The 21,576-nt window shown below is 49.9% G+C and carries 19 protein-coding genes, 1 pseudogene and 1 other annotated feature; of the genes and pseudogenes, 19 read left to right on the forward strand and 1 reads right to left on the reverse strand.

The window, feature by feature from the left end:
* From B9Y59_RS01535 to B9Y59_RS01570, 9 genes and pseudogenes are all read left to right on the forward strand, one after another.
* Positions 1-1,447, forward strand: a pseudogene (locus B9Y59_RS01535) (hypothetical protein); the annotation flags it as partial.
* Between the two features lie 15 nt (positions 1,448-1,462).
* Positions 1,463-2,074, forward strand: a complete 612-nt coding sequence (locus B9Y59_RS01540) for a pentapeptide repeat-containing protein (protein WP_054323777.1) — start codon at positions 1,463-1,465, stop codon at positions 2,072-2,074.
* Between the two features lie 465 nt (positions 2,075-2,539).
* Positions 2,540-4,840 carry an anaerobic ribonucleoside triphosphate reductase gene (locus B9Y59_RS01545; RefSeq protein WP_442856170.1) on the forward strand — a complete coding sequence of 767 codons (2,301 nt, stop codon included), beginning with the start codon at positions 2,540-2,542 and terminating at the stop codon, positions 4,838-4,840.
* A 56-nt stretch (positions 4,841-4,896) separates the two neighbouring features.
* Positions 4,897-5,061 carry an anaerobic ribonucleoside-triphosphate reductase gene (nrdD, locus tag B9Y59_RS14980; RefSeq protein ID WP_175055204.1) on the forward strand — a complete coding sequence of 55 codons (165 nt, stop codon included), beginning with the start codon at positions 4,897-4,899 and terminating at the stop codon, positions 5,059-5,061.
* Positions 5,042-5,551, forward strand: coding sequence for an anaerobic ribonucleoside-triphosphate reductase activating protein (nrdG, locus tag B9Y59_RS01550; RefSeq protein WP_085531379.1), 510 nt, complete (start codon positions 5,042-5,044; stop codon positions 5,549-5,551). Before nrdD ends, nrdG begins: the two co-directional genes overlap by 20 nt.
* 88 nt (positions 5,552-5,639) lie before the next feature.
* Positions 5,640-6,422: a hypothetical protein gene (locus B9Y59_RS01555; RefSeq protein WP_085531381.1), complete on the forward strand. Its 783-nt coding sequence runs from the start codon at positions 5,640-5,642 to the stop codon at positions 6,420-6,422.
* Between the two features lie 5 nt (positions 6,423-6,427).
* Complete coding sequence (locus B9Y59_RS01560) at positions 6,428-6,748, forward strand: hypothetical protein (protein WP_085531384.1); 321 nt, start codon at positions 6,428-6,430, stop codon at positions 6,746-6,748.
* A gap of 44 nt (positions 6,749-6,792) precedes the next feature.
* Positions 6,793-7,245 carry a hypothetical protein gene (locus B9Y59_RS01565; protein WP_085531386.1) on the forward strand — a complete coding sequence of 151 codons (453 nt, stop codon included), beginning with the start codon at positions 6,793-6,795 and terminating at the stop codon, positions 7,243-7,245.
* A gap of 223 nt (positions 7,246-7,468) precedes the next feature.
* Positions 7,469-8,074 (forward strand): YheV family putative zinc ribbon protein, encoded by a 606-nt coding sequence (locus B9Y59_RS01570; RefSeq protein ID WP_143255199.1) that lies wholly within the window; start codon positions 7,469-7,471, stop codon positions 8,072-8,074.
* 135 nt (positions 8,075-8,209) lie between these two features.
* On the opposite strand, the gene B9Y59_RS01575 is transcribed toward B9Y59_RS01570, so the two are convergent.
* Positions 8,210-9,625, reverse strand: a complete 1,416-nt coding sequence (locus B9Y59_RS01575) for a TrpB-like pyridoxal phosphate-dependent enzyme (RefSeq protein WP_085531391.1) — start codon at positions 9,623-9,625, stop codon at positions 8,210-8,212.
* A gap of 46 nt (positions 9,626-9,671) precedes the next feature.
* Positions 9,672-9,918, reverse strand: a binding site (T-box leader).
* Positions 9,919-10,103: 185 nt separating this feature from the next.
* Between B9Y59_RS01575 and B9Y59_RS01580 the strand changes: the two genes are divergently transcribed.
* From B9Y59_RS01580 to B9Y59_RS01625, 10 genes are all read left to right on the forward strand, one after another.
* On the forward strand, positions 10,104-10,880 hold the full coding sequence (locus B9Y59_RS01580; protein WP_054323768.1) for an enhanced serine sensitivity protein SseB C-terminal domain-containing protein: 777 nt from the start codon (positions 10,104-10,106) through the stop codon (positions 10,878-10,880).
* Positions 10,881-11,675 carry a DNA-3-methyladenine glycosylase family protein gene (locus tag B9Y59_RS01585; protein WP_085531394.1) on the forward strand — a complete coding sequence of 265 codons (795 nt, stop codon included), beginning with the start codon at positions 10,881-10,883 and terminating at the stop codon, positions 11,673-11,675.
* Between the two features lie 233 nt (positions 11,676-11,908).
* Positions 11,909-12,847: a class II fructose-1,6-bisphosphate aldolase gene (gene fba / locus B9Y59_RS01590; protein ID WP_054323766.1), complete on the forward strand. Its 939-nt coding sequence runs from the start codon at positions 11,909-11,911 to the stop codon at positions 12,845-12,847.
* Between the two features lie 629 nt (positions 12,848-13,476).
* Complete coding sequence (locus B9Y59_RS01595; protein WP_054323765.1) at positions 13,477-15,543, forward strand: elongation factor G; 2,067 nt, start codon at positions 13,477-13,479, stop codon at positions 15,541-15,543.
* A gap of 298 nt (positions 15,544-15,841) precedes the next feature.
* Complete coding sequence (locus B9Y59_RS01600) at positions 15,842-16,369, forward strand: hypothetical protein (protein WP_143255200.1); 528 nt, start codon at positions 15,842-15,844, stop codon at positions 16,367-16,369.
* A gap of 61 nt (positions 16,370-16,430) precedes the next feature.
* Entirely contained in the window at positions 16,431-16,982 is a 552-nt protein-coding gene (locus B9Y59_RS01605) for a hypothetical protein (protein WP_085531396.1), read from the forward strand.
* A gap of 354 nt (positions 16,983-17,336) precedes the next feature.
* On the forward strand, positions 17,337-18,023 hold the full coding sequence (locus tag B9Y59_RS01610; RefSeq protein ID WP_054323762.1) for a DUF4830 domain-containing protein: 687 nt from the start codon (positions 17,337-17,339) through the stop codon (positions 18,021-18,023).
* Positions 18,024-18,187: 164 nt separating this feature from the next.
* On the forward strand, positions 18,188-18,901 hold the full coding sequence (locus B9Y59_RS01615; protein ID WP_085531398.1) for a pseudouridine synthase: 714 nt from the start codon (positions 18,188-18,190) through the stop codon (positions 18,899-18,901).
* Positions 18,902-19,129: 228 nt separating this feature from the next.
* On the forward strand, positions 19,130-20,242 hold the full coding sequence (locus B9Y59_RS01620; protein WP_085531400.1) for an ABC transporter ATP-binding protein: 1,113 nt from the start codon (positions 19,130-19,132) through the stop codon (positions 20,240-20,242).
* 210 nt (positions 20,243-20,452) lie between these two features.
* On the forward strand, positions 20,453-21,538 hold the full coding sequence (locus B9Y59_RS01625; RefSeq protein WP_054323759.1) for a PucR family transcriptional regulator: 1,086 nt from the start codon (positions 20,453-20,455) through the stop codon (positions 21,536-21,538).
* Positions 21,539-21,576: the final 38 nt, after the last annotated feature.

Raw genomic sequence — 21,576 nt, forward strand, 5'->3', positions numbered from 1 at the left:
CTCCGACAGCGGCGTGGCGGTTGCTGCGGTTGCAGCGCTGATTCAAAGTGTCGCCTTGCTTTTTGCACCCGAGAGCGTCGCTTCGTCGAGCGTCCATGCCTATGCAGCGTTGGCTTCTGCAGCGCTTTTCTTGAATACCGCGGGAAAATTTTCGCTCATCAAACGCATTCGGCACAACTTCCGCTTTGTCGCATCGCCGGATCAGAAATATGCGGTGCAATATTTTGATGACCACAACACGGCGCTGCAAATGGCAAAAGGTTGTGTAGCGGATACCCCTGCTATTGCGTATCAAAACAAAGCAGGTTTCCTAAAGCATTTTTTGAGTTTAAGTTATGAAAATGATCCCAGTGACCAAAGTTCGCACATCATTGCGCCCATTGGCGCTATCCTGTCGTTGGTACTCTGTATTGTATATTATGTTTTGAACCAGGACGTGATCGGTGCGATTACGGTGTTTGCAGCGGCCACATGTATCAGCGTACCGATGATGAACATGTTGAGTGTAAATCTTCCCCTCGCGCGGCTGAGCAAATTGGCGACACGCTGTGGAGCAATGGTGGTTGGGTATCCCGCTGTGGAACATTTTTCCACCGCCAATGCTGTGGTGTTGGATGCGAAGGATCTGTTCCCGAAGGGAACCGTGATTCTCAATGGCATTAAAACTTTTGGAGGGCAACGGATCGATGACGCCATTGTGGACGCAACTGCGCTGATGTGCGCGACAGGCGGCCCTCTGAGCGACTTGTTTGATCAAATCATCAAGAGCCACCACGATATGCTCCCAAAGATTGAAAACCTCAGCTATGAGGATGACAAAGGAGTCGTCGGTTGGGTATCGGGCCGCCGGATTCTGGTCGGAAACCGGGATTTAATCAAGGCGTACGGCATTGAGCCTCCGTCAAGGGATTACGAAGAAAAGTATTTGCTGGGCGGCAAACAGGTGGTATACTTGGCTTCGGGCGGAGATCTGGTTGCAATGTTTGTTCTCTCCTATAATTCGGACCGCCGCCGTGCGGCCGAGCTTCGCCGGATGGAGGACAACGGTATCAGCTTGATTGTGCGCACCTGTGACCCAAACATCACTCCACGCTTGCTGGCGCAGGTGTTTGATCTGGATGAACACGGTGTTCGCGTGTTGCCAGAACGCTTGGGCAAAGAATACATGGACCTGGTCGAGGAGCCGGATGAGCGTGTCGATGCTCTGTTGGCAACCAAAGGGCGTCCAACCGCTATGATGCGTATGCTGACGGCCTGTGTGCGGCAGCGCAGCAATATCTCTGTAGCGATTGCCCTACAGACCGTGGCGGTGGTTTTAGGTTTTCTGCTGGTGGCATTTCTGGCCTGTTATTCGGGCCTCAAACAACTCAGTACAGCCGCTCTGCTATTATTTGAACTGTTCTGGCTGGTAGCAGTGCTGATCGTTCCACGGCTACGCAAGCCTTGACCGGAGGAGAACACCATGGAACTTGCATTGACGGCCAAACAATATGAGGGGCAGGACCTGGGCGATGTGGATTTTGCGGACCGGGAACTGCGCGGTGTGCGCTTTGTCAACTGCCGGTTTTACGGGGCGGCGATGAGTGGGTTGTTCACACGGGACTGTGCCTTTTTGAACTGCATTTTTTCGTTTGCCGCTTTGAATGGAAGCGTCCATATCGCTACCTTGTTCCAAAACTGTACGTTTAACGGGGCCAGTTTGTTTAGCGCAGAAATGAAGGACTGTAAGTGCAGTGGCAGCAGTTTTGCCGGCGCCAATCTAACAGGTTTCACGCTCCACGGCGGAAATTTTTCGGATACTGTCTTTGATGGCTGTGACCTGCGCATGATGGACCTACAAGGAATCTGCTTCTCTCATGCATTTTTTCAAGGCGCCAACTTGGAAAAAGCGGATCTACGCGGCTGTGACTGTTCACATGCCGTATTTGCAGATGCTTTTTTGAAAGGAACGGATCTGCGCGGCGCCAAATTAAACGGTGTGGATGTGCGGAGGATGCGTTTCCAGAACACCCGAATCGATTTGGAGCAGGCGGTTCAGTTTGCGGAAAGTTTGGGATGCACACTATCCGGTTGACCAAAAGCACACAGGGAGGCCCTAGAACTCCTTTTGTATGGTTGGCGGATCGCAATTCCGGTGCTCCTAGCAGGAATGTTTAAAAAATTTTTTGGTACAAAATGGGAACAAATTATACAGAATGGAATCGACGCGCGGAGAGCAAGAACGGCTTCTTCCGCGCGTTTCCGGCGATTTGGGCCCTTTTTAGATGGGTGTTTTCAGCAAATACGACATCTAGTATTTGTCAGACTATATGTTGACATGAACCCCAATATGTAGTAAAATGCAATCCTGGTAAAAGGAGCTTGTAAATACAAATAAACGATGCGGGCAGAATAAAGCCAAAGAGAGCTGCTGGTAAGCGCACGGTGCAAAAAGTTTTTTGTACCCTTTGTGAAAAGGAAAAGCCGGCATCGGTCAGAAAGATTCCCCAGCGGACCGGAGAGCCGCCCGGGATATTCCCGCTGGATGTCGAAAGAGAGGATGGAAGCTGTGGCACTTCAAATAAAAAAGAGAAACGGCGTTGTGGTCGAGTTCAATGCCCAAAAGATTCGCAATGCCATTTTTAAAGCCAATGTTGCGGTTACCGATGAAGGAATGACCGGTGCAGCGTTGGATCAGTTGACGAAAAAGGTTGCAGATGCATTTGCAGACAACGTGATCCCCACGGTAGAGGATGTACAGGACAAAGTGGAAGAGATGTTGATTGCGGCAGATTATGCTAAGACTGCAAAGGCGTACATCTTGTACCGCGCGGAGCATGCAAAGATTCGTCAGGCTGAAGGAGACCTGATGGATATTTATAAAGAGTTGACTTTTCGGGATGCGCGTGACGTGGACATCAAGCGCGAGAATGCAAACATTGATACCGATACAGCCATGGGAACCATGCTCAAGTATGGCTCTGAGGGCTCCAAGTACTTTATCAACAATTATGTACTGCCAAAGGATATTGCATCAGCGCACATCAACGGCGATATCCACATCCATGACGAAGATTTTTATATGCTGACAGAAACCTGCTGTCAGATTGATCTGCTCAAGCTTTTTAAGGGTGGATTTTGTACAGGGCACGGTTTCCTTCGGGAGCCGAACGACATCCGCAGTTATGCCGCGCTGGCGTGTATTGCAATTCAGGCCAATCAGAACGAAATGCACGGCGGACAGAGTATCCCCAATTTCGATTATTCCATGGCGCCGGGCGTTGCCAAGACCTTCCGCAAGGCGTACTATCGTGAACTGGCGAAATATCTCCATATCACAAAGGGAATGTCCATGAGCGATGCCAAGGCGTTGGCATCTACCGTTCAAAACGATCTGCCCGGCCCGGTAAAGCTCGGCAATACCGACGAATACGGCAAGGCGGTGATCGCTTATCTGCCGCGCCATCAACGGGAGAACGGCTTTGAAGAAATCACAGAAGCAGAGGCCCGTGAGGCGCATCAATATGCAGTGGAGGCGGCGACTACCAGCACAAATGATGCTACTTATCAGGCGATGGAAGCACTGGTGCACAATTTGAATACCATGCATTCCCGTGCAGGCGCCCAAGTGCCATTTTCCTCTTTGAACTACGGCACCGATACGTCCCCGGAGGCGCGTATGGTGATTCGAAACCTGTTGCTTGCCACAGACCGCGGCTTGGGCGACGGGGAAACCCCCATCTTCCCTGTGCAGATTTTTAAGGTGAAAGAGGGAATCAGTTACAACGAGGGAGATCCGAACTATGACCTCTTTAAACTGGCTTGCCGGGTAAGCGCAAAGCGGCTGTTCCCCAATTTCAGTTTCCTCGACGCGCCGTTCAACCTCCAGTATTACAAAGAAGGCGATTATGATACGGAGGTCTCCTATATGGGCTGCCGGACCCGTGTGATGGGCAATGTGCATGACCGTACACATGAGACTACGTGTGGGCGCGGCAATCTGAGTTTTACTTCCATCAATCTGCCCCGCATCGGTATTGAAGCAAAGGGCGACATCAAGCGTTTTTACGAGCTGCTCGATAAGCGCATTGATCTGGTGATTCGCCAGCTGTTACACCGGTTCCAGATTCAGTGCAGCAAGAAGGTGTACAATTACCCCTTCCTGATGGGACAGGGGGTTTGGCTGGATTCGGATAAGCTGGGCCCGGAAGATAATATTGCAGAGGTGCTCAAGCACGGTACGCTCAGCATCGGGTTTATCGGCTTGGCTGAAACCTTGAAGGCCCTAACCGGAAAGCATCATGGGGAGAGCGAAGAATGCCAAAAACTTGGTCTGGAGATCGTCGGCTATATGCGCAAGCGTATGGATGACGAGAGCGAGAAACGCGGGTTGAATTTTACACTCTTGGCTACGCCTGCGGAAGGATTGTCCGGCCGTTTTGTCCGTATTGACAAAAAAAAGTATGGCATTATCCCTGGAATTACGGACCGCGAGTATTACACCAACAGTTTCCATATTCCGGTGTATTATCCGATCAATGCCTATCGAAAGATTCAGTTGGAAGCACCTTATCATGCGTTGACCAATGCAGGCCACATCAGTTATGTGGAATTGGATGGCGATACAGCGAAGAATGTGGATGCATTTGAGTCCATTATCCGCTGCATGAAGGAGGCCGGCATCGGGTACGGTTCGGTAAACCATCCGGTAGACCGTGACCCGATCTGTGGTTATACCGGCGTGATTGACGACGTTTGCCCGCGGTGTGGACGCCATGAAGGGGAAGGAATTTCCATGGAGAAGCTGGATGAGCTGCGCAAGCGCTATCCCGGCGTGCCACACTTTGCAGGAAAAACTTGAGTAAATGTTGATAGAACACATTTGGAATGAAAATAAATCTGAAAAGGAGTTTGATGATGATGGCAACGACTCATGTAACAGCAAATTTGGTCGGCGAGGGCGTCGGCTTTGAAAGAATCCGCAGGATTACCGGCTACTTGGTCGGCACGATGGACCGGTTCAACGATGCGAAGCGCGCGGAAGAACACGACCGTGTGAAGCATGGCCTCTCTAAGAATTAGCGGTATTGTACCGGAGTCGATTGTGGATGGAAAGGGCATCCGCTATGTGATCTTTACACAGGGATGCCCACACCACTGCCCCGGTTGCCATAACCCACAGACACATGATTTTTTCGGCGGCCGTATGGTGGACACGGACGACCTTCTGGAGGAGCTGCGGGAGAACCCGCTGTTAAAAGGGGTGACCTTCAGCGGAGGAGAGCCTTTTTGTCAACCGGCGCCGTTGGCGGAGCTGGCGCGTAAAATCCACGCGTGCGGCCTGGACGTGACCGTCTATACGGGGTACACCTATGAGCAATTGATCGACCAGCACAATCCGGATACGGATGAACTGCTTCGGCAGGCGGATGTTTTGATTGACGGCCGCTACGAGCAGGACAAGCGCGACTTGACGCTCCGCTTCCGCGGGAGCAGCAACCAGCGTGTGATCGACATGAACCGCACCCGCGCAGAGGGGCGGGTTGTTGTAGAGCAATTGGATGAAGAATAAAAAAAGAGCCGCTTTGCGGTCCCAAATGCGGGAACGGAGGGCGGCTCTTTTTGTGTCATTTTTGTAATATATGAAATAAATAGAATTATTGAAAAATAGAGAATATTATTATAAAATATATTTGAAAAGAAAATTTAAAATTAAAAAATTTATTCTAGCGCGCAGAAAAGCTTTTATTAAAGGCCTAATAAAAATAATAGTGAACTTTAAAATGAAAAGGGCGATTAAACGGACTTTTGCAATAATATGTGTAACTATAGTGGTACTTGCATGCAACTTTTCAGCTCTAACAAAAGCCAAAATTGATTCAGATGATGGTTTACAAATCCGGTATAAACAATTAACACAATATGTTGAAGATTTTTTAGATTTAGAAGAAGGAAAGTTATCTCAACCTTATGAACTTTATGACATAAATGACGAAGTTAACGCATTGCTTTTTACTATTAAAGATGGTGGCTATAGTATCATTCATATTGACAACTATGATGTTCCTGAATATTCATTCGAAAGCAATACCTATTATAAATTGGATGGAAGCAAACTGTATTACGATGGCCCTTTAAACGATTATCAGCAGGTAGCCAATAACGAATTAGAGAACGCTCTGACGAAATCTGTTGTTTCAAAATGGGTTTTAGAGTCAACTGAATGGTATGGAATTCCATCATCTTATATTGAAACGAAGGCTGTTACACGTGTAGCTAGGGTAACACAGACAATATCGAGAATATTGCCAAATTACTCCTACAATCCAGATGGCAGATGCGGCGCTGTAGCTGTTTCTATGTGGCTAAGATATGATAATATTATTATGATATGCGATATATACCAAGTGATTTGGAAACAAGTGATGGAAAGAAATTCATAATCGATATGACTGACCTTATTCCGTTACATGCTATTCTTGGTACTGTATTAAGCGGACTTAGAGAACATTTAGATGAGCAGGGACTAAATGGTGCGGATATTTCTATGGACAATCCCAGTATATCACTTGTAGCATCCTATGTTACAAGTGATAAACCTTTTATCCTCGGTGTAAGAGGACATGCTGAGCTGGGAGATCACTATGTCACTGGGTATGGCTATGAGTCGGCAGGCGGAAGCAATTACGCGATTGTGAATGACGGACATGGAGAAAGTGGCGTTAGGATCAATATGAATTCCAGTGGGATGCAACAGATGATTGGATAGTAGATCATAGAGAATCGAAAATAGTTTTATAAGGATCGCTTGATATGGTATTCGAGAAACTTAAAAACTCTAACAGGAAAAAAGCAATAGGAATTGTTATTGCTTTAGGAGTATTGTTTTGTATCTGGTTTTTTACAGGAAATACGACGATACAAGGGGATGCTGTCGACCGGCTGGTGATCTCTTCGATCCCACGGATGGATTTGCAGAAGGAGACGGAGAACCCGGAGGACATCCAGATGTTTGCCGGGCGCTGGAACCAGCTCCCCTGCTATCCGTCGCTCCCGCCGCTGGGCAACGGGACCATCGGATGGTTCCGGTTCCGCACAAGGGAAACCGGCAATGTCCACCGGGTATTTATCACCGGTTCCCACACAATCACTTTTGACAATCGGGCGTACTATACCCCGGTGGATTTGGGCCAGTGGTTTCCGGAGCTCTACCAATCCCTGGAGGATGTGCTGGAGGAGCCGTTTTCCTATGAGACTTTGTCATAAGCGAATGTTTCCATCGAATCCTTCCCGGACATGGAAGATCGAATCGAACCCGGTGGCAAGAAGAAGGGCTTTGAAGTGCACGATGTCGTTGTGAAAAAGATGCACATAAGGAAAAAACTTATAATGAGTGTGTTATTTTAAAGCTAGTAAATTTAAAGCTAATCAAGCGGAGAATGATTTGGCTTTTACCTTCGATGAAACCATTTGGATGGGAGGAAATCCGATGATCTGCATTCAAAACAAAAGAGGGACAGGCCGTGCGATTTTGTTGACCCTGTTTCTGGCGTTCCTTTTACCGGCGGGCGCCGCGCCGGCACAGGCGGCGGGCGGGACCAGCGTCTCAATGGATGGCAAAGATGTGAATTCCAGCACAGTGGTCGTTTTGCCAAAGGATGCAGCCGTAGCGTTTTCACTCAAGTTGAACGGAACTTATGGAAAGGGATATACCAGCGGGAATGGCACTGTGGCGCAGACCGGGACGGTGCAGCGGTTTGCCGACGGGCAGGCCGTCTATGCGGTCAAAGCGGTCGGGCAGCCGGGCGAGAGCGCGGGTCTGTACATCGACGGAGAAAAGATTTTGGAAATGAAAATTGCAGCGGGAGCGGTATGTCCCGCCTGCGGGGAGACGGACTGTGCGTTTGTCCAAGTGGAAGATGGAAGCTGGCGGACGGGCGGCGAACAACGGGACTGTGTACATTATGCCTATGGGAAAGATACCCGCGAGGCAATGGACGTATATAATATCTATACATGTTCCAAATGCGGGGCATCCCCCAAAATGCAAACCGGGATTGCACACCGGTGGATCTGCCATGGTTCACGTGGGTAATGTGATTTCCTTTCCACAGAATACCGGATAAGCCAAAAACGGAAAAACAGAAGCTGGAACCCAAAATGGATTCCAGCTTCTGTTTTTCTATCGGATTTCAGGTTAAAAAAGAAGGTTGTATACAATACCATCGGATTACCGGCGTGCCGGCGCGGGATCGCGGGCAGGTTCCGCTGGGCGGCCGGGAATCTTTGGAAGGGAATCGAAGCCCGGCTGCAAGTCAGCGTCGGTCGGGATGTAATCGGTCATGGTCTTCTCCATGTAGGAGGTATAAGCGGCCATATCGAAGTAGCCGGTCCCGGTCAAGCCGAACAGGATGGTCTTTTCCTCGCCGGTCTCCTTGCACTTGAGGGCCTCGTCGATCGCCACGCGGATGGCGTGGGAGGACTCCGGTGCGGGAAGGATGGTCTCCACGCGCGCAAACAGCATTGCCGCGTCGAATACCTTGGTCTGCTCGACGGAACGGGCTTCGTCGATCCAGCCGTCGTGGTAGAGTTTGGACACGATCGGGGACATGCCGTGGTAACGCAGACCGCCCGCATGGTTCGGAGAGGGGATGAACCCGCTGCCCAGGGTGTACATGCGCGCCAGCGGCGTGACCTTTCCGGTATCGCAATAGTCGTACGCATACAGGCCGCGGGTCAGGGACGGACAGGAGGCGGGCTCGACCGCGATGAAATACGGGTTCTTTTTGCCCAAAAGCTTATCTTGCATGAAGGGGGCGATCAAGCCGCCCAGGTTGGAACCGCCGCCAGCACAACCGATCACAATATCCGGGTACTCGCCGAGAATATCCATGGCCTTTTTGGCCTCCAGGCCGATGATGGACTGGTGCAATAGGACCTGGTTTAGAACCGAACCGAGCACATAGCGGCACCCCTGGGTCGTGGTGGCCACTTCGATTGCTTCGGAGATCGCACAACCCAAGCTTCCCGTCGTGTCTGGATTGTTTGCCAGGATAGCGCGGCCCACCTGGGTGGTGTCGCTTGGACTGGGGATAACATTTGCACCAAAGGTCTGCATAATCGCCTTGCGGTATGGCTTTTGATTATAAGAGCCCTTTACCATAAAGACGGTTAGTGGGATTCCGAAATATCCGCACGCTTCAGCAAGGGCGGTTCCCCACTGCCCGGCGCCGGTTTCCGTGGTCAAGCTGGTCATCCCCTGCTTTTTGGCATAGTAGGCCTGCGCGACCGCAGAATTCAACTTATGGCTGCCGGATGTGTTGTTCCCCTCAAACTTAAAGTAAATCTTTGCCGGTGTGCCAAGGTATTTTTCAAGGTCATAGGCGCGGTTCAGCGGGGAGGGCCGGTAGGCTTTATAGATGTTCAGCACTTCCTCGGGAATATCAAAATAGCGAGTCGTGCTGTCCATCTCCTGCGCCGCCAGTTCTTCGCAGAAAATCGGATAAAGCTCTGGGGTCTTGATCGGCTCAAAAGTTGCCGGGTTCAGCATTGGGTCGGGCTGATCCTTCATATCCGCGCGCAGATTGTACCATTGTGTGGGGATTTGCTCCTCTGTTAAATTAAATCTGTGTGGAATCTTTGCCATGGTCGTTTCCTCCTTTGTTCAGATAAACAAAAAAGCCCTTGCCCCTCTCAGGGACAAGAGCATTTACTCCTGCGGTACCACCCGGATTGCGTTTTCACGCCGCTTGTTCCGCACACTTCCATGTGCGCTCCCTTGGTAACGGGTGGAGATCCCGTCGGAAGCTACTGGGAATTTCATCCGTTCGCCCCGCCCTCATAAGCCCATTCCATAGACCGCTGCCCACCACAATCACACCACCTGTGGCTCTCTTTTGAGCGCTTTGCCTATGTACTCTCCTTACTCAACGGTTTCTTTTGTTGATTTCATTATAGAAATCGGAGGCGCGTTTGTCAAGAGAGAGATTCAAATATTTTTATTTTCCACTTAAATTTAACGCTTTATAGCAAATAATACAAAGAGAGCGTCGTGTTTTACTTGCAAAAATAGGAGTATAGGGATATAATCATACAAATACCAAATTTTTAGGAGGAACCAATTTATGCAGCTTAACCAACCTGTTCAAAATCCTGCGTTTATCAGCAAGCTCAAGCAGTTTGATTCAAATAAAACAAGGAAAGACGAACTGGAACTCATCGAAGAAATGCGCAAAATGCGCTACATCACCCCGGTGACCTTGACCGGAAAATCCGAAGATGGAACGCCCAACCAGCAGACCCAGGTCAAGTTCCGGGCCGCGACTACCACAAAGGGCGAGAGCTTTTTTGCTATGTTCTCTGATATGGACGAGCTTAAAAAGTGGGCAGCGGATGCAGAGGACACGATGACCCTCGATTTCTCCGAATTGCGCACGCTGGTACATGGCCAGAAAGGCCAGGTGGCGGGTTTTGTAGTCAATCCATCGACGCAGAACTTGGTGATCCGCACCAACACCATGGAGCAGATCGCCCATCCGCTTCAGCAGCGTCCGATCAGCCCCGACATGGTTGTGCTGTCCAAGCCCGATCCATATCCGACAGAACTGGTAAAGGCGCTCTGCGATTTCTTTAAAACTCGCAACGAAGTGCTCAGCGCATGGCTGTTCACAGCGAACTACAAGGCCAACGCCACCGAGCCGCATCATCTGGTAATTGTCAGCCTCACCCAGGGGGTACAGCAGGAAGAACTCTTTAAGGCGACCATCGACGCTTGCCATAAGGCAATGAAGGCGGGAGAATTCCTGGATCTGATGCCGTCGAGCGGAAAGTTTGGCAAAGAGGCAATCGAAGACAAAAAGCCGTTCTATCGCAAAGGAATCACGGTTGAACCGGAGGCTTAAATGTCCGTTCTGCGCGATTTTGATTTAACAGCGACTTTGGAATGTGGACAGTGCTTTCGCTGGGACAGACAACCGGATGGCTCCTATCGGGGAATTGCTGGAGGGCGTTTACTCTGCATAGCGGAGAACCACACAGAGGAGGCCGAGAAAGATCCGTTTTGGCGCGTCTATTTTGACTTGGACCGCGATTACGCGGCCATTCGGGATGAACTGGCACAGGTTGATCCGGTTTTGGCAAAAGCAGCAGCTTTTGCCCCTGGTATCCGTATTTTGCAGCAAGATCCGTGGGAGGCGCTCTGTTCGTTTATTATTTCACAAAACAATAATATTCCTCGAATCAAGGGGATTGTCGCGCGCCTTTGCCAGGCGTTCGGCGAGAAGACGGCGTCCGGTATTTTGTGTTTCCCAAGGCCGGATCGTCTTGCCCGCGAGAACGAGGAAGCACTCGCGTGCCTGCGCTGTGGATTCCGGGCACGGTACATACTCGATGCAGCACGAAAAGTGGCGGGTGGACAGATCGACTTGGAGAGCCTTCGGACCCAACCGCTTACAAAAGCGCGTGAACAGCTGATGACCATCGTGGGGGTTGGCCCAAAGGTGGCGGACTGTGCTCTGCTTTATGGACTGCACCGGCTGGATGCTTTCCCCATGGATGTATGGATGAAGCGCGCTATGAAGGAATGGTTTCCGGGCAAACAACCGGAGGACTTTGGTCCGTACGCTGGAATTGCACAGCAATATCTATTTCACTACATTCGTACAACTGCCTCGGGGGAGCGGTCTGTGAGTGCGTAAGAGAGGGAAAAGGCAATCGTCGATTTCAGGCACAGGTGGGGTTTTCGCCTGTGCCTTTTTGCATGAAATAACTTTTTGGACGTTCACGAAGGATGTAATAGGAGGGGGCTTTTATTTGGTTAGCCTCTGCTTATAATCTCACCCATTCTCTGCTTGCTTTTTTGCCAAAAGGTATTTCTTTTTTGTAGAATGTGCGGTATAATAAAGGCATCTAAAAGATAGGAGTGATTCCAATGGCATTGGTAAATACCAAGGAAATGTTCAAAAAGGCATACGACGGTGGCTATGCGATCGGCGCGTTCAATATTAACGATATGGAAATCATCCAGGGCATTATGAGCGCCTGTGCGGAGCTGAAGGCCCCTGTGATTTTGCAGGTTTCTTCCAGCGCCCGTAAATATGCGCATCCGGCTTATCTGGTAAAGATGGTCGAAGCTGCTGTCAAGGAGAATCCGGACATTCCGGTTGCTCTGCATTTGGACCACGGCCCGTCCTTTGAGATGTGCAAGGCTTGCATCGACGACGGCTTCACTTCCGTTATGTATGACGGTTCCGCAAAGCCCTATGAGGAGAATGTGGAAGAAGCTCGCAGAGTGGTAGAGTATGCACACAAGTACAACGTCACGGTAGAAGCCGAGCTGGGCAAGCTCGCCGGCGTTGAGGACGACGTCAAGGTAGAAGACGACAAAGCACAGTTTACGGACCCGGACGAGGTTCAGGATTTTGTAACACGGACAGGCGTGGACTCCCTTGCGATTGCAATTGGTACGAGCCACGGTGCTTACAAGTTTAAACCCGGCCAGAAGCCGAAGCTGCGCCTTGATATTCTTGAAGAAGTTTCCAACCGCCTGCCGGGCTTCCCGATCGTACTGCACGGCGCCTCCTCTGTCCTCCCGGAGTTTGTGCAGATGGTCAATCAGTTCGGTGGCCAGATGCCCGATGCAATCGGCATCCCGGAAGAGATGTTGCGTGAAGCGGCAGCAAAGGCTGTCTGCAAGATCAACGTGGACTCCGACCTCCGTCTTGCAATGACTGCGACGGTTCGCAAGTATTTTGCAGAGAATCCGTCCCACTTTGACCCCCGCCAGTATCTGGGCGTTGCGCGTGACGCAATTCAGGGCCTTGTGGAGCATAAGATTAAGACGGTTCTCGGCTGCGAGGGCAAAGCATAATTGTAATACTTCTCAATGAAATCTGTAGAGGGTGTCCCAAAAGTCATGAAATGACGGAAGGATACCCTCATTTTTTTGAAACTCAAATATTTTTCCAAACAGAAAACAGAAAGAGGATGTCCCTCTCCTATGAATCTAAAATTCATAGTTTTGGGACACCCTCTTTTTGATTAGGCACCGGAAAAGCAAGAAAAAAGCCACCAGCTAAACTTGTGAACAGCTCCAGCTTGTGCGGACCGTACAAAAAGCCCCTATGTAGGAAATATTGTGTTTTAAACGGAGAGACGTCGCGCAAGCGGCGCCTCTCCCGTCTTTAACTGGATGCGCTCGTGTTGTTGCTTTTTGTTGCATTCTGCGCATAAGAGGAAATGGCCTCGTATGGAAAGACGGTTCTTTCCGGGGGAATCCTCCTATTTTCGCACATTTAGCCGAAGCAAAGAACGCCGTTTGTGTAAAATATACAGAGACATATGTGGAATTTATAACTTTTGGAGAAAAACTTTTGCGTTCTACTCGGTTTATTTTTGCTTTTTGGCTTGTAATGTTTGTGAGAATACGATATAATTGTTATTAATTTGATTGAACAATTGTAAAGTTGTACCAATCAACCCCTGAAAGGAGTTTTTAAGGTGAAATTGTACAATGCAAAAGATATTCTGAACATTGCAATCGCGGGGCATAGCGGAGCGGGAAAGACTTCCATCGCGGAGGCGATGCTTTATCTTTCCGGTGCTACAGACCGTTTTGGTAAGGTTGGCGAAGGGAATACCGTATGCGATTATGACCCGGAAGAAATCAGAAGAAAGACAACCGTCAGCGCGGCAGTTGCCCCGTTGGAGTGGAGAAATCATAAGATCAACCTATTGGACGCCCCCGGCCTGTTCGATTTTGAAGGCGCAATGTGTGAAGCCGTGCGCGCAGCAGATTCGGTTTTGATCGCAGTCTCCGGCAAGGATGGCGTCAACGTGGGTACAGAAAAGGCAGTGGCAGCGGCGGATTCCCGCGGGTTGGCGAAGATTTTCTTTGTCAACGGCCTGTGTGATGAGAGCGCACGTTTCTATCGTGTGTTTGAGGATCTAAAGGCCAGCTTTGGCCCCTCGGTCTGTCCGGTAGTTGTCCCATACATTGAAGATGGAAAAGCGAACATATACATCAATATTTTGGAATATAAAGCATACGACTACTCCAACGGAAAACCCGTCGAAGTGGCAATGCCTCCCATGGGTGACCGTCTGGAGGGCCTGCGCACAGCAATCTATGAAGCAGTGGCGGAAACCAGCGACGAGATGTTTGAAAAGTACTTCTCCGGCGAACCGTTTACGCCGGAAGAGGTCATCGTTGGTGTCAGCAAAGGTGTCAAATCCGGCGCCATCTCTCCGGTGTTTTGTGGCGACGCGCTCCTGATGCGCGGCATGGAGCAGTTCCTGGATGGCTTGACCTGGTTGGCGCCCTCGGCGCTTGAAAAGAGCGGCGAGCTTGCAGCGGATATCGACGGCAATCCGGTTGAGCTCTCCGTCAATCCGGACGGGGCAACCGCAGCCATCGTCTTTAAGACCATCGCAGACCCGTTTGTCGGAAAGATGTCCTTCCTCAAGACCATCTCCGGCAAGGTTGCCACGGATGCACAGCTGATGAACATGCGTACAGGTAATATCGAGCGCATTGGCAAGACGGTCATGATGCGCGGTAAAAAGCAGGAGGAAATGAGCTGCATTGCAGCCGGAGACATCGGTGCGGTGCTCAAGCTGGGGAACGTCTCCACAGGCGATACGCTGTGTTCCCCGACGCGCAAGGTCACATTGGATGGAATTACCTATCCGGTTCCGACGCTTTCCATGGCGATTATGCCCAAGAAAAAGGGCGAGGAAGATAAAGTCGCCCAGGGTCTATTCCGCCTGATAGAAGAAGACCCGGTTATTAAATTTGAGAACAATGCAGAAACCCATCAGATGGTTATCAGCGGTTTGGGCGAGCAGCACTTGGATGTGATCGTCTCGAAACTCCGGACAAAATTCGGGGTAGAGGTCACATTGGAGCAGCCTCGCGTGCCGTACCGTGAAACCATCCGCAAAAAGGTTCAGGTGCAGGGCCGCCACAAAAAGCAGACGGGTGGCCACGGCCAGTTCGGCGATGTTTGGATCGAGTTTGAACCCTGCGACAGCGAAGGGTTGGAGTTTGGCGAGCGCGTTGTAGGCGGTTCTGTTCCGAAAGGGTACTTCCCAGCGGTCGAGAAGGGCTTGCAGGATTGTATCGCTCATGGCCCATTGGCTGGTTATCCAGTGGTAGGCTTGCGTGCGACGCTGTACGATGGCTCATACCATCCGGTGGATTCTTCGGAAATGGCATTTAAGACAGCGGCTTCGCTCGCTTATAAGGCGGGTATGCCGCAGGCAGGCCCGGTTCTACTAGAACCGATCGGTACTCTGCGCGCAACCGTCCCGGACGCCAACATGGGCGACATCATGGGCGAAGTCAACAAACGCCGCGGGCGTGTGTTAGGTATGGAACCCGCAGGCCCTGGCAAACAGACCGTTGAGGCAGAGGTTCCGGTGGCGGAGATGCACGATTTCTGTACGTTTGTCCGCCAGGTTACACAAGGACGCGGCAGCTATACGTTTGATTTTACCCGTTATGAAGAAGCGCCTGCCCAGGTGGCCCAAAAGGTGATTGAGCAGGCAAAGGCGGATGCAGAATAAAGATGATACCATGTTTCCCAAAAGGGACCCTGTGAAGTGAAAGTCTGCCCTCTGGACGGATGGTTCGTATTTTTACAGAAGGTTTGCTTTGATGGGAAAAACGAAGGCGTGTTATGACAAATACAGGCAGTTGTGCTGGTTTTGGCGGCCAGCTCAACTGCCTTATTTTTTGCCCAAATTTAACATAGAAAAAATATCCTTTTAACGGAGGCCTACTATGCTATATATCGGAAACAGATCCAGCTGTTCGCAGAGAAGGAACGGCTTTATACAATTGGCTTTCGAAAGGTTGTTTACAATGGAAGAGAAAAAGACAAGCGCCCATAAAAAAGGGCTTTTCATCGCCGTGGGGATTTTATGCATGCTCCTACTGATGGGAGCTGGCGTGTTTACTGGAATGCACTATCAGGAATGGATGGACGCCCGCTATGCGGAAGCAGAGCGAGTTACACCTGAACTGGACGATGCCGCTCAGGATTGGACGGGCGCCGCGCCGCCGAGCAAAAACGGAGAACAGCAGGGCATCAAAATTCCAGGATACGCCTCAATTTCCATTCCAGCAGGGGAAACAGATGCAAAAATTCTGCTTTTAAATCCGGAGGAAAACCCGTGCTATTTTTCCTTTGAACTGATTCTGGACGAGACCGGTGAATCGCTATTCACCTCTAAGATGGTGGAGCCCGGAAAGGCCATTCAGGAGGAAACACTCTCCCGCGCCCTAGAAGCGGGGGAATACGATGCAACTATTAAAATCAGCACCTATTCCTTGGATACCAATACCCAAATGAATGGCGCCAATGTAAAAACCAAACTTTTGGTGGGATGATGTTTACTTTTATCCACTTGTGGGATATTTGTATAGATGACAAAAAATGGAGGAAACAATCATGAAAAAAACGTTGGCTTTTTGTCTAGCGGCTATGATGGCCGTGGGGATGACGACTTCTGCCTTTGCGGCGGAGAGGTCGATCACTCCGGGAAATGTGATCTTTGACCAGGATACGGACGGGGCCGCTTCTGTAAAGCTGGAGTATAATGCTGTGACAGAACCTACCTATACCATTACGATTCCACAGGGTGTACAGCTTGAAAAGGGTGGAAGCACGTCTACTTTTAAGGCGGAAGGTGTTTCCAATTTGGATGGCGGAAAAGTCGTTTTGTCCATTACCAGTACCCGCAAGCCCGGCATGCCGGAAGATTGCCCAGATTTCGCACTGTATCGCGGCCACAATTATATTCCCTACAAAGTGCAGGGTTTCTACAAGGACGGTTCTTCCCGTGTAATCAGTAAACTTAATACAGAGTTGATGTCCTTTGATGAGGATGGCGAATATCGCTACAAGGTGATTCCTTCCAAGGTGGTCCCGGAGTCCGGCACTTATTGGGGCAACATTACCTTCCAGTTCGACATTGTGGAAGCGGAAGAGTCCGATAAATAATCCGAGTGCAGGCATACCCGTAAGATGAAATTTCGGCACAGTTTTGGGGCGGGATTTTACCGTTCCGATAGAGTACCGGCATCCGGGTGGCCCCTTTTGTAGACTTTTAGTTTGAATCCCAGGCGCATGCTTGGAATCCCTCTGAAGGGGAATCCCCTTTTGGCTTTTGAAAATCTTCTTTTTTGAATCTGTATGCTCCCCCCGAAGTGTCCTGTCCGGGTTCCCGCCGGATTGGGCACTTTTCTTTTGTATGGATTCCTCCAATATGACCCTGGCCGCCAGGCATGTTTCCCCAAAAGGATGCATATCCATTAGGGATGAAAAAGCGGCAACCGCCGCGGGGAGGGATTATTTGTGTTTGTATGTTCCATAAAGGCAGGAAAGAAACGATGGATAATTGTAGCGCTGGCGGTGATTTTGGCAGCTGTGACAGTCTTTTTGGCAGCTGGAAAATGGAATGCCGCGGCAGGAACCGGTAATGAGAAAGGATATATTTGTACGGCATCCACAAACGATGAACGCATCGCGTTTTTGGCACAATTTGGCTGGCAAGTGAGCTCGGAACCACTGGAAATTCGAGATGTTGCGATTCCGAATCCGTTTGACGAGGTATACACGAAATACAATGTGTTACAAAAGCAACAGGGGTTTAATTTGGAACCTCTAGCCGGAAAGGTATGCCGCCAATGGGTCTATGAAGTGACCAATTACCCGGCCGATACGCCGGTCCATGCCAATTTGTTGATTTATGAGGACCGTGTGGTGGGCGGCGATATCTGTTCTACAGAACTCAACGGTTTTATGCTTCCGTTTGATGGGCAAGACAGCGGTTCCCAGGGAATGGCTTCCTCTTCTGCAGTGAGTAATGCCGCTTCGGGAGGTACCGACATTTCACAGCCGGTGGTTTCCTCGCAGGAACCCGGTTCTTCACAGGCGCCAGTTTCGTCGCAACCGGCCGCCTCTGTGCAGCCTCCAGTTTCCTCCCAACCCACTCAAGCATCTTCCTCGGAGATTCCTGCCAATGCCTGGCCGACGGATTAAACAAATAAAAAGGGACAGCACAGCGTCGAAACCGTTTTTCGACGCTGTGCTGTCCGGTTCGTCCAAGATCGGCGGAGGACATAGAAAATCGCCCGGAAAGAACGATTGTATTCGCGCAGGAAACCCGATATAATAGAGGCATTAAAGTGGATGGATGTGAAAACATGCCAAAGGAACGATTGGACAAGGTATTGGCTTCGCAGAATGTCGGAAGCCGCAAGGAGTCGGGAGCGCTGATCCGGCGTGGTACGGTGGCAGTCAATGGTACGGTGGTTCGGCAGGTGGACTGTAAGGTGGACCCGGAACAGGATGTGATCTCCGTGCAAGGCCAGCCGCTCCACTTTCAGCGGTTTCATTATATTATGATGAATAAACCGGCCGGGGTACTGTCTGCGGCGCGGGATTTCCGTCAAAAGACCGTGGTGGATCTACTTCCGCCGGAACTGAAATGTCGGGGGTTGTTTCCTGCAGGGCGGTTGGACCGCGATACAGAAGGGCTACTTTTGTTGATGGACGATGGAGATTTTGCACATCGCATGCTTGCGCCTAAAAATCATGTTTATAAACTCTATGAAGCCAGGCTCGATCAACCGGCCACCATGGAAGACGTACGGATTTTTGCAGAGGGGGTTGAATTAAGCGACCGGACCTGCCTCCCAGCGGAGCTTTTGCTTTTGGGGGGCCAATGCGTACAGGTGCGCATTTGTGAAGGTAAGTTTCATCAGATCAAGCGCATGTTTCATGCGGTGGGAAAAGAGGTTGTGTACCTAAAGCGGTTGCGCATCGGCGCCTTGGATCTGGACCCGGCGTTGCAGCCGGGACAAGCCCGACCGTTGCTTCCTGAAGAGCGGGAGAAGGTCTTTTGTTTGGAAGATTGACAAAATTTTGGGGTTGAATTTGTCTTTTAGCGGATTTTCATAAAGGCATTGTTGCATTTTTGGGTAAAAAACGCCTGTTCAAACGGAAATGCATCTGATATGATTAGGACTAACCTGCTTTTCAAGATGAAAAAATGGATTCGTTGATTCACATTTTATTGCCGTGTAAGTCAACGATTTTTCATCGGATAGAAATAAAGCCAATCGCTTTTTGGAGGAATATGAACTATGGCGAACGTATCATTGAGACATGTTAGTAAGACGTTCAAGAGCGGTGTAACAGCGGTTCGCGATTGTACAGTGGAGGCTAACGACGGGGAATTTCTGGTTGTGGCCGGCCCGTCAGGTTGTGGAAAATCGACCTTGCTGCGGATAATCGCCGGTTTAGAAACACCGGATGAAGGCGAAATCTACATTGCAGATACAATGGTAAATCTGCTGTCCCCACAGGAGCGGGATGTCGCGATGGTTCTGCCGAATCATGCACTGTATCCGGAGTTGAGCGTCCGGGAGAATATGGCATTCAGCCTTAAAATGCACCGGATACCCGAGGAAGAGGTCGAACGGCATGTGCAGGAGACTGCGGAAATTCTTAAGATGGAAACGTTGTTGGATCGCAAGCCCAGCACTTTGACCACTTCGCAACAGCAGCTGGTGGCGCTTGCCCGTGCAATGGTGCGTGGCCGGAAGGTCTTATTATTGGATGAACCGTTTGCCAACCTGGATCGCAAACTGCGCGCACAGATGTGGAAAGAACTCCGTGCACTCCATAAGCGCCTGGGCCTGACAGTTCTCTATGCGACGGAAAACCAGGAAGAGGCAATGGCTCTGGGCAACCGGCTGGTTGTGATGAAAGAAGGGTTTGTACAACAGGTGGGTACACCGGAAGAGTTGTACCATTCGCCGGTCAATCAATTTGTTGCAGGGTTTCTGGGGGACCCACCGATGAATGCGATCAATGTTAAGGTGGGAGACGGCGGTGCAGACTATACCTTTGCATTTGGAAAGAATACGGTGCGTATGCCAAAGGAATGGGATAAGCTCGGCGCGTTACAGGAATATCTGGGGAAAAATGTTATTTTGGGGATACGCCCCCAAGACGTACACGACGACCCAGCCCTGGTGGAAACCCTGCCCAATGGAATGGTGGATGCAGAGGTGGAAGTGATGGAACCGGTTGGCAGAGAATTCTATCTCTACCTGACATGTAGTGGCCATTCGGTTACAGCGAGTGTGGATGCGGACGCTATGCGGCAGAGCGGGGAACAAATTAAAGTTGCATTTGATATGGAAAAAATCTATCTCTTTGACGGGGATACAGAACATACCATCTGGCGTTGAACAGGATTTTTATACCAGTTTGAGGCTTTTCTGGAAATATGTTCCATGCAAATGTGAACAAATTGTAAATTGCGCGGCAATTTCCACAAAAAATTTTTTTATTTTGTGATATATAGTTGAAATGTGTGCTGCTTTTATGTAAAATATATGTAGCCTTTCTATAGAATCAATCATCAAGATTAGCAAATATAGATAAAGTGAGGGAGCAGCATGTCAAACAGACTATTTCAAGGGGTTATTCACCAGATGAGGGATGCCATCGACCGCACCATTGGCGTGATTGATGAAACTTCCGTTATCATCGCCTGTAGCGAGCTGGGACGGATCGGCGAGGTCAATGATAGCATTACCGCCGATGTGTTGGCTGCACCGGGAACCTTTGTGGTGAATGGCTACACTTACAAATCCTTTGGCAGCAGGCCGAGACCGGAATATGCGGTGTTTGTCTCTGGTTCTGACCCGGAGGCCAGCCGGTATGCATCGCTGCTTGCCATCTCTCTAAGTAGTATCAAACAATACTATGATGAGAAGTACGACCGCAGCAACTTTATTAAGAACGTCATTTTGGACAACATTCTTCCGGGCGACATCTACCTGAAGGCGCGGGAACTGCGGTTCAATTCCGATGTCAGCCGGGTTTGTATGTTGATTAAGATCACCAACAAGTCCGACATTTCGGCTTATGATGTGATTCAGAACTTGTTCCCGGATAAGAACAAGGACTTTATCATCAACATCAACGAAACGGACATTGCTTTGGTCAAAGAGATTCGTGCAGGGATTGAGCCAAAGGACCTGGAAAAGCTGGCTGGTTCCATTGTGGATACCCTTTCCAGCGAGTTCTATACCCACTGCGTGGTTGGCATTGGCACCATTGTGACCGGCATCAAGGATTTGGCCCGTTCCTTTAAAGAAGCGCAGGTTGCGTTGGAGGTCGGCAAGGTCTTTGACACGGAACGTGCGATTGTCAGCTATGACAATCTGGGCATTGCGCGCCTGATTTATCAGTTGCCGACGACTTTGTGCGAAATGTTCCTCAAGGAGGTCTTTAAGCGCGGCTCCATCGAGTCCTTGGATCATGAGACCCTGTTTACCATTCAACGCTTCTTTGAGAATAATCTGAATGTTTCGGAGACGTCTCGTAAACTTTTTGTACACCGCAATACGTTGGTCTATCGTTTGGAGAAGATCAAAAAGATCACCGGCTTGGACCTGCGCGAATTTGAGGATGCCATCGTTTTCAAAGTGGCTTTGATGGTCAAAAAGTATCTTTCTTCGAATCCGGTCAAGTTCTAATTGCACGATTTTTGTCGAATCCTATTGGAAGCTCTAAA

The sequence above is a fragment of the Anaeromassilibacillus sp. Marseille-P3371 genome, assembly GCF_900169665.1.
In the GTDB taxonomy this organism is placed as follows: Bacteria; Bacillota; Clostridia; order Oscillospirales; family Acutalibacteraceae; genus Anaeromassilibacillus.

Excerpts from the sequence above, each read along its gene's own strand:
- B9Y59_RS01540 (WP_054323777.1), top strand. The coding sequence starts at position 1,463 with ATGGAACTTGCATTGACGGCCAAACAATATGAGGGGCAGGACCTGGGC.
- B9Y59_RS01545 (WP_442856170.1), top strand. The coding sequence starts at position 2,540 with ATGGAAGCTGTGGCACTTCAAATAAAAAAGAGAAACGGCGTTGTGGTC.
- nrdD (WP_175055204.1), top strand. The coding sequence starts at position 4,897 with ATGATGGCAACGACTCATGTAACAGCAAATTTGGTCGGCGAGGGCGTC.
- nrdG (WP_085531379.1), top strand. The coding sequence starts at position 5,042 with ATGGCCTCTCTAAGAATTAGCGGTATTGTACCGGAGTCGATTGTGGAT.
- B9Y59_RS01560 (WP_085531384.1), top strand. The coding sequence starts at position 6,428 with ATGACTGACCTTATTCCGTTACATGCTATTCTTGGTACTGTATTAAGC.
- B9Y59_RS01565 (WP_085531386.1), top strand. The coding sequence starts at position 6,793 with ATGGTATTCGAGAAACTTAAAAACTCTAACAGGAAAAAAGCAATAGGA.
- B9Y59_RS01570 (WP_143255199.1), top strand. The coding sequence starts at position 7,469 with ATGATCTGCATTCAAAACAAAAGAGGGACAGGCCGTGCGATTTTGTTG.
- B9Y59_RS01575 (WP_085531391.1), bottom strand. The coding sequence starts at position 9,625 with ATGGCAAAGATTCCACACAGATTTAATTTAACAGAGGAGCAAATCCCC.
- B9Y59_RS01580 (WP_054323768.1), top strand. The coding sequence starts at position 10,104 with ATGCAGCTTAACCAACCTGTTCAAAATCCTGCGTTTATCAGCAAGCTC.
- B9Y59_RS01585 (WP_085531394.1), top strand. The coding sequence starts at position 10,881 with ATGTCCGTTCTGCGCGATTTTGATTTAACAGCGACTTTGGAATGTGGA.
- fba (WP_054323766.1), top strand. The coding sequence starts at position 11,909 with ATGGCATTGGTAAATACCAAGGAAATGTTCAAAAAGGCATACGACGGT.
- B9Y59_RS01600 (WP_143255200.1), top strand. The coding sequence starts at position 15,842 with ATGGAAGAGAAAAAGACAAGCGCCCATAAAAAAGGGCTTTTCATCGCC.
- B9Y59_RS01605 (WP_085531396.1), top strand. The coding sequence starts at position 16,431 with ATGAAAAAAACGTTGGCTTTTTGTCTAGCGGCTATGATGGCCGTGGGG.
- B9Y59_RS01615 (WP_085531398.1), top strand. The coding sequence starts at position 18,188 with ATGCCAAAGGAACGATTGGACAAGGTATTGGCTTCGCAGAATGTCGGA.
- B9Y59_RS01620 (WP_085531400.1), top strand. The coding sequence starts at position 19,130 with ATGGCGAACGTATCATTGAGACATGTTAGTAAGACGTTCAAGAGCGGT.
- B9Y59_RS01625 (WP_054323759.1), top strand. The coding sequence starts at position 20,453 with ATGTCAAACAGACTATTTCAAGGGGTTATTCACCAGATGAGGGATGCC.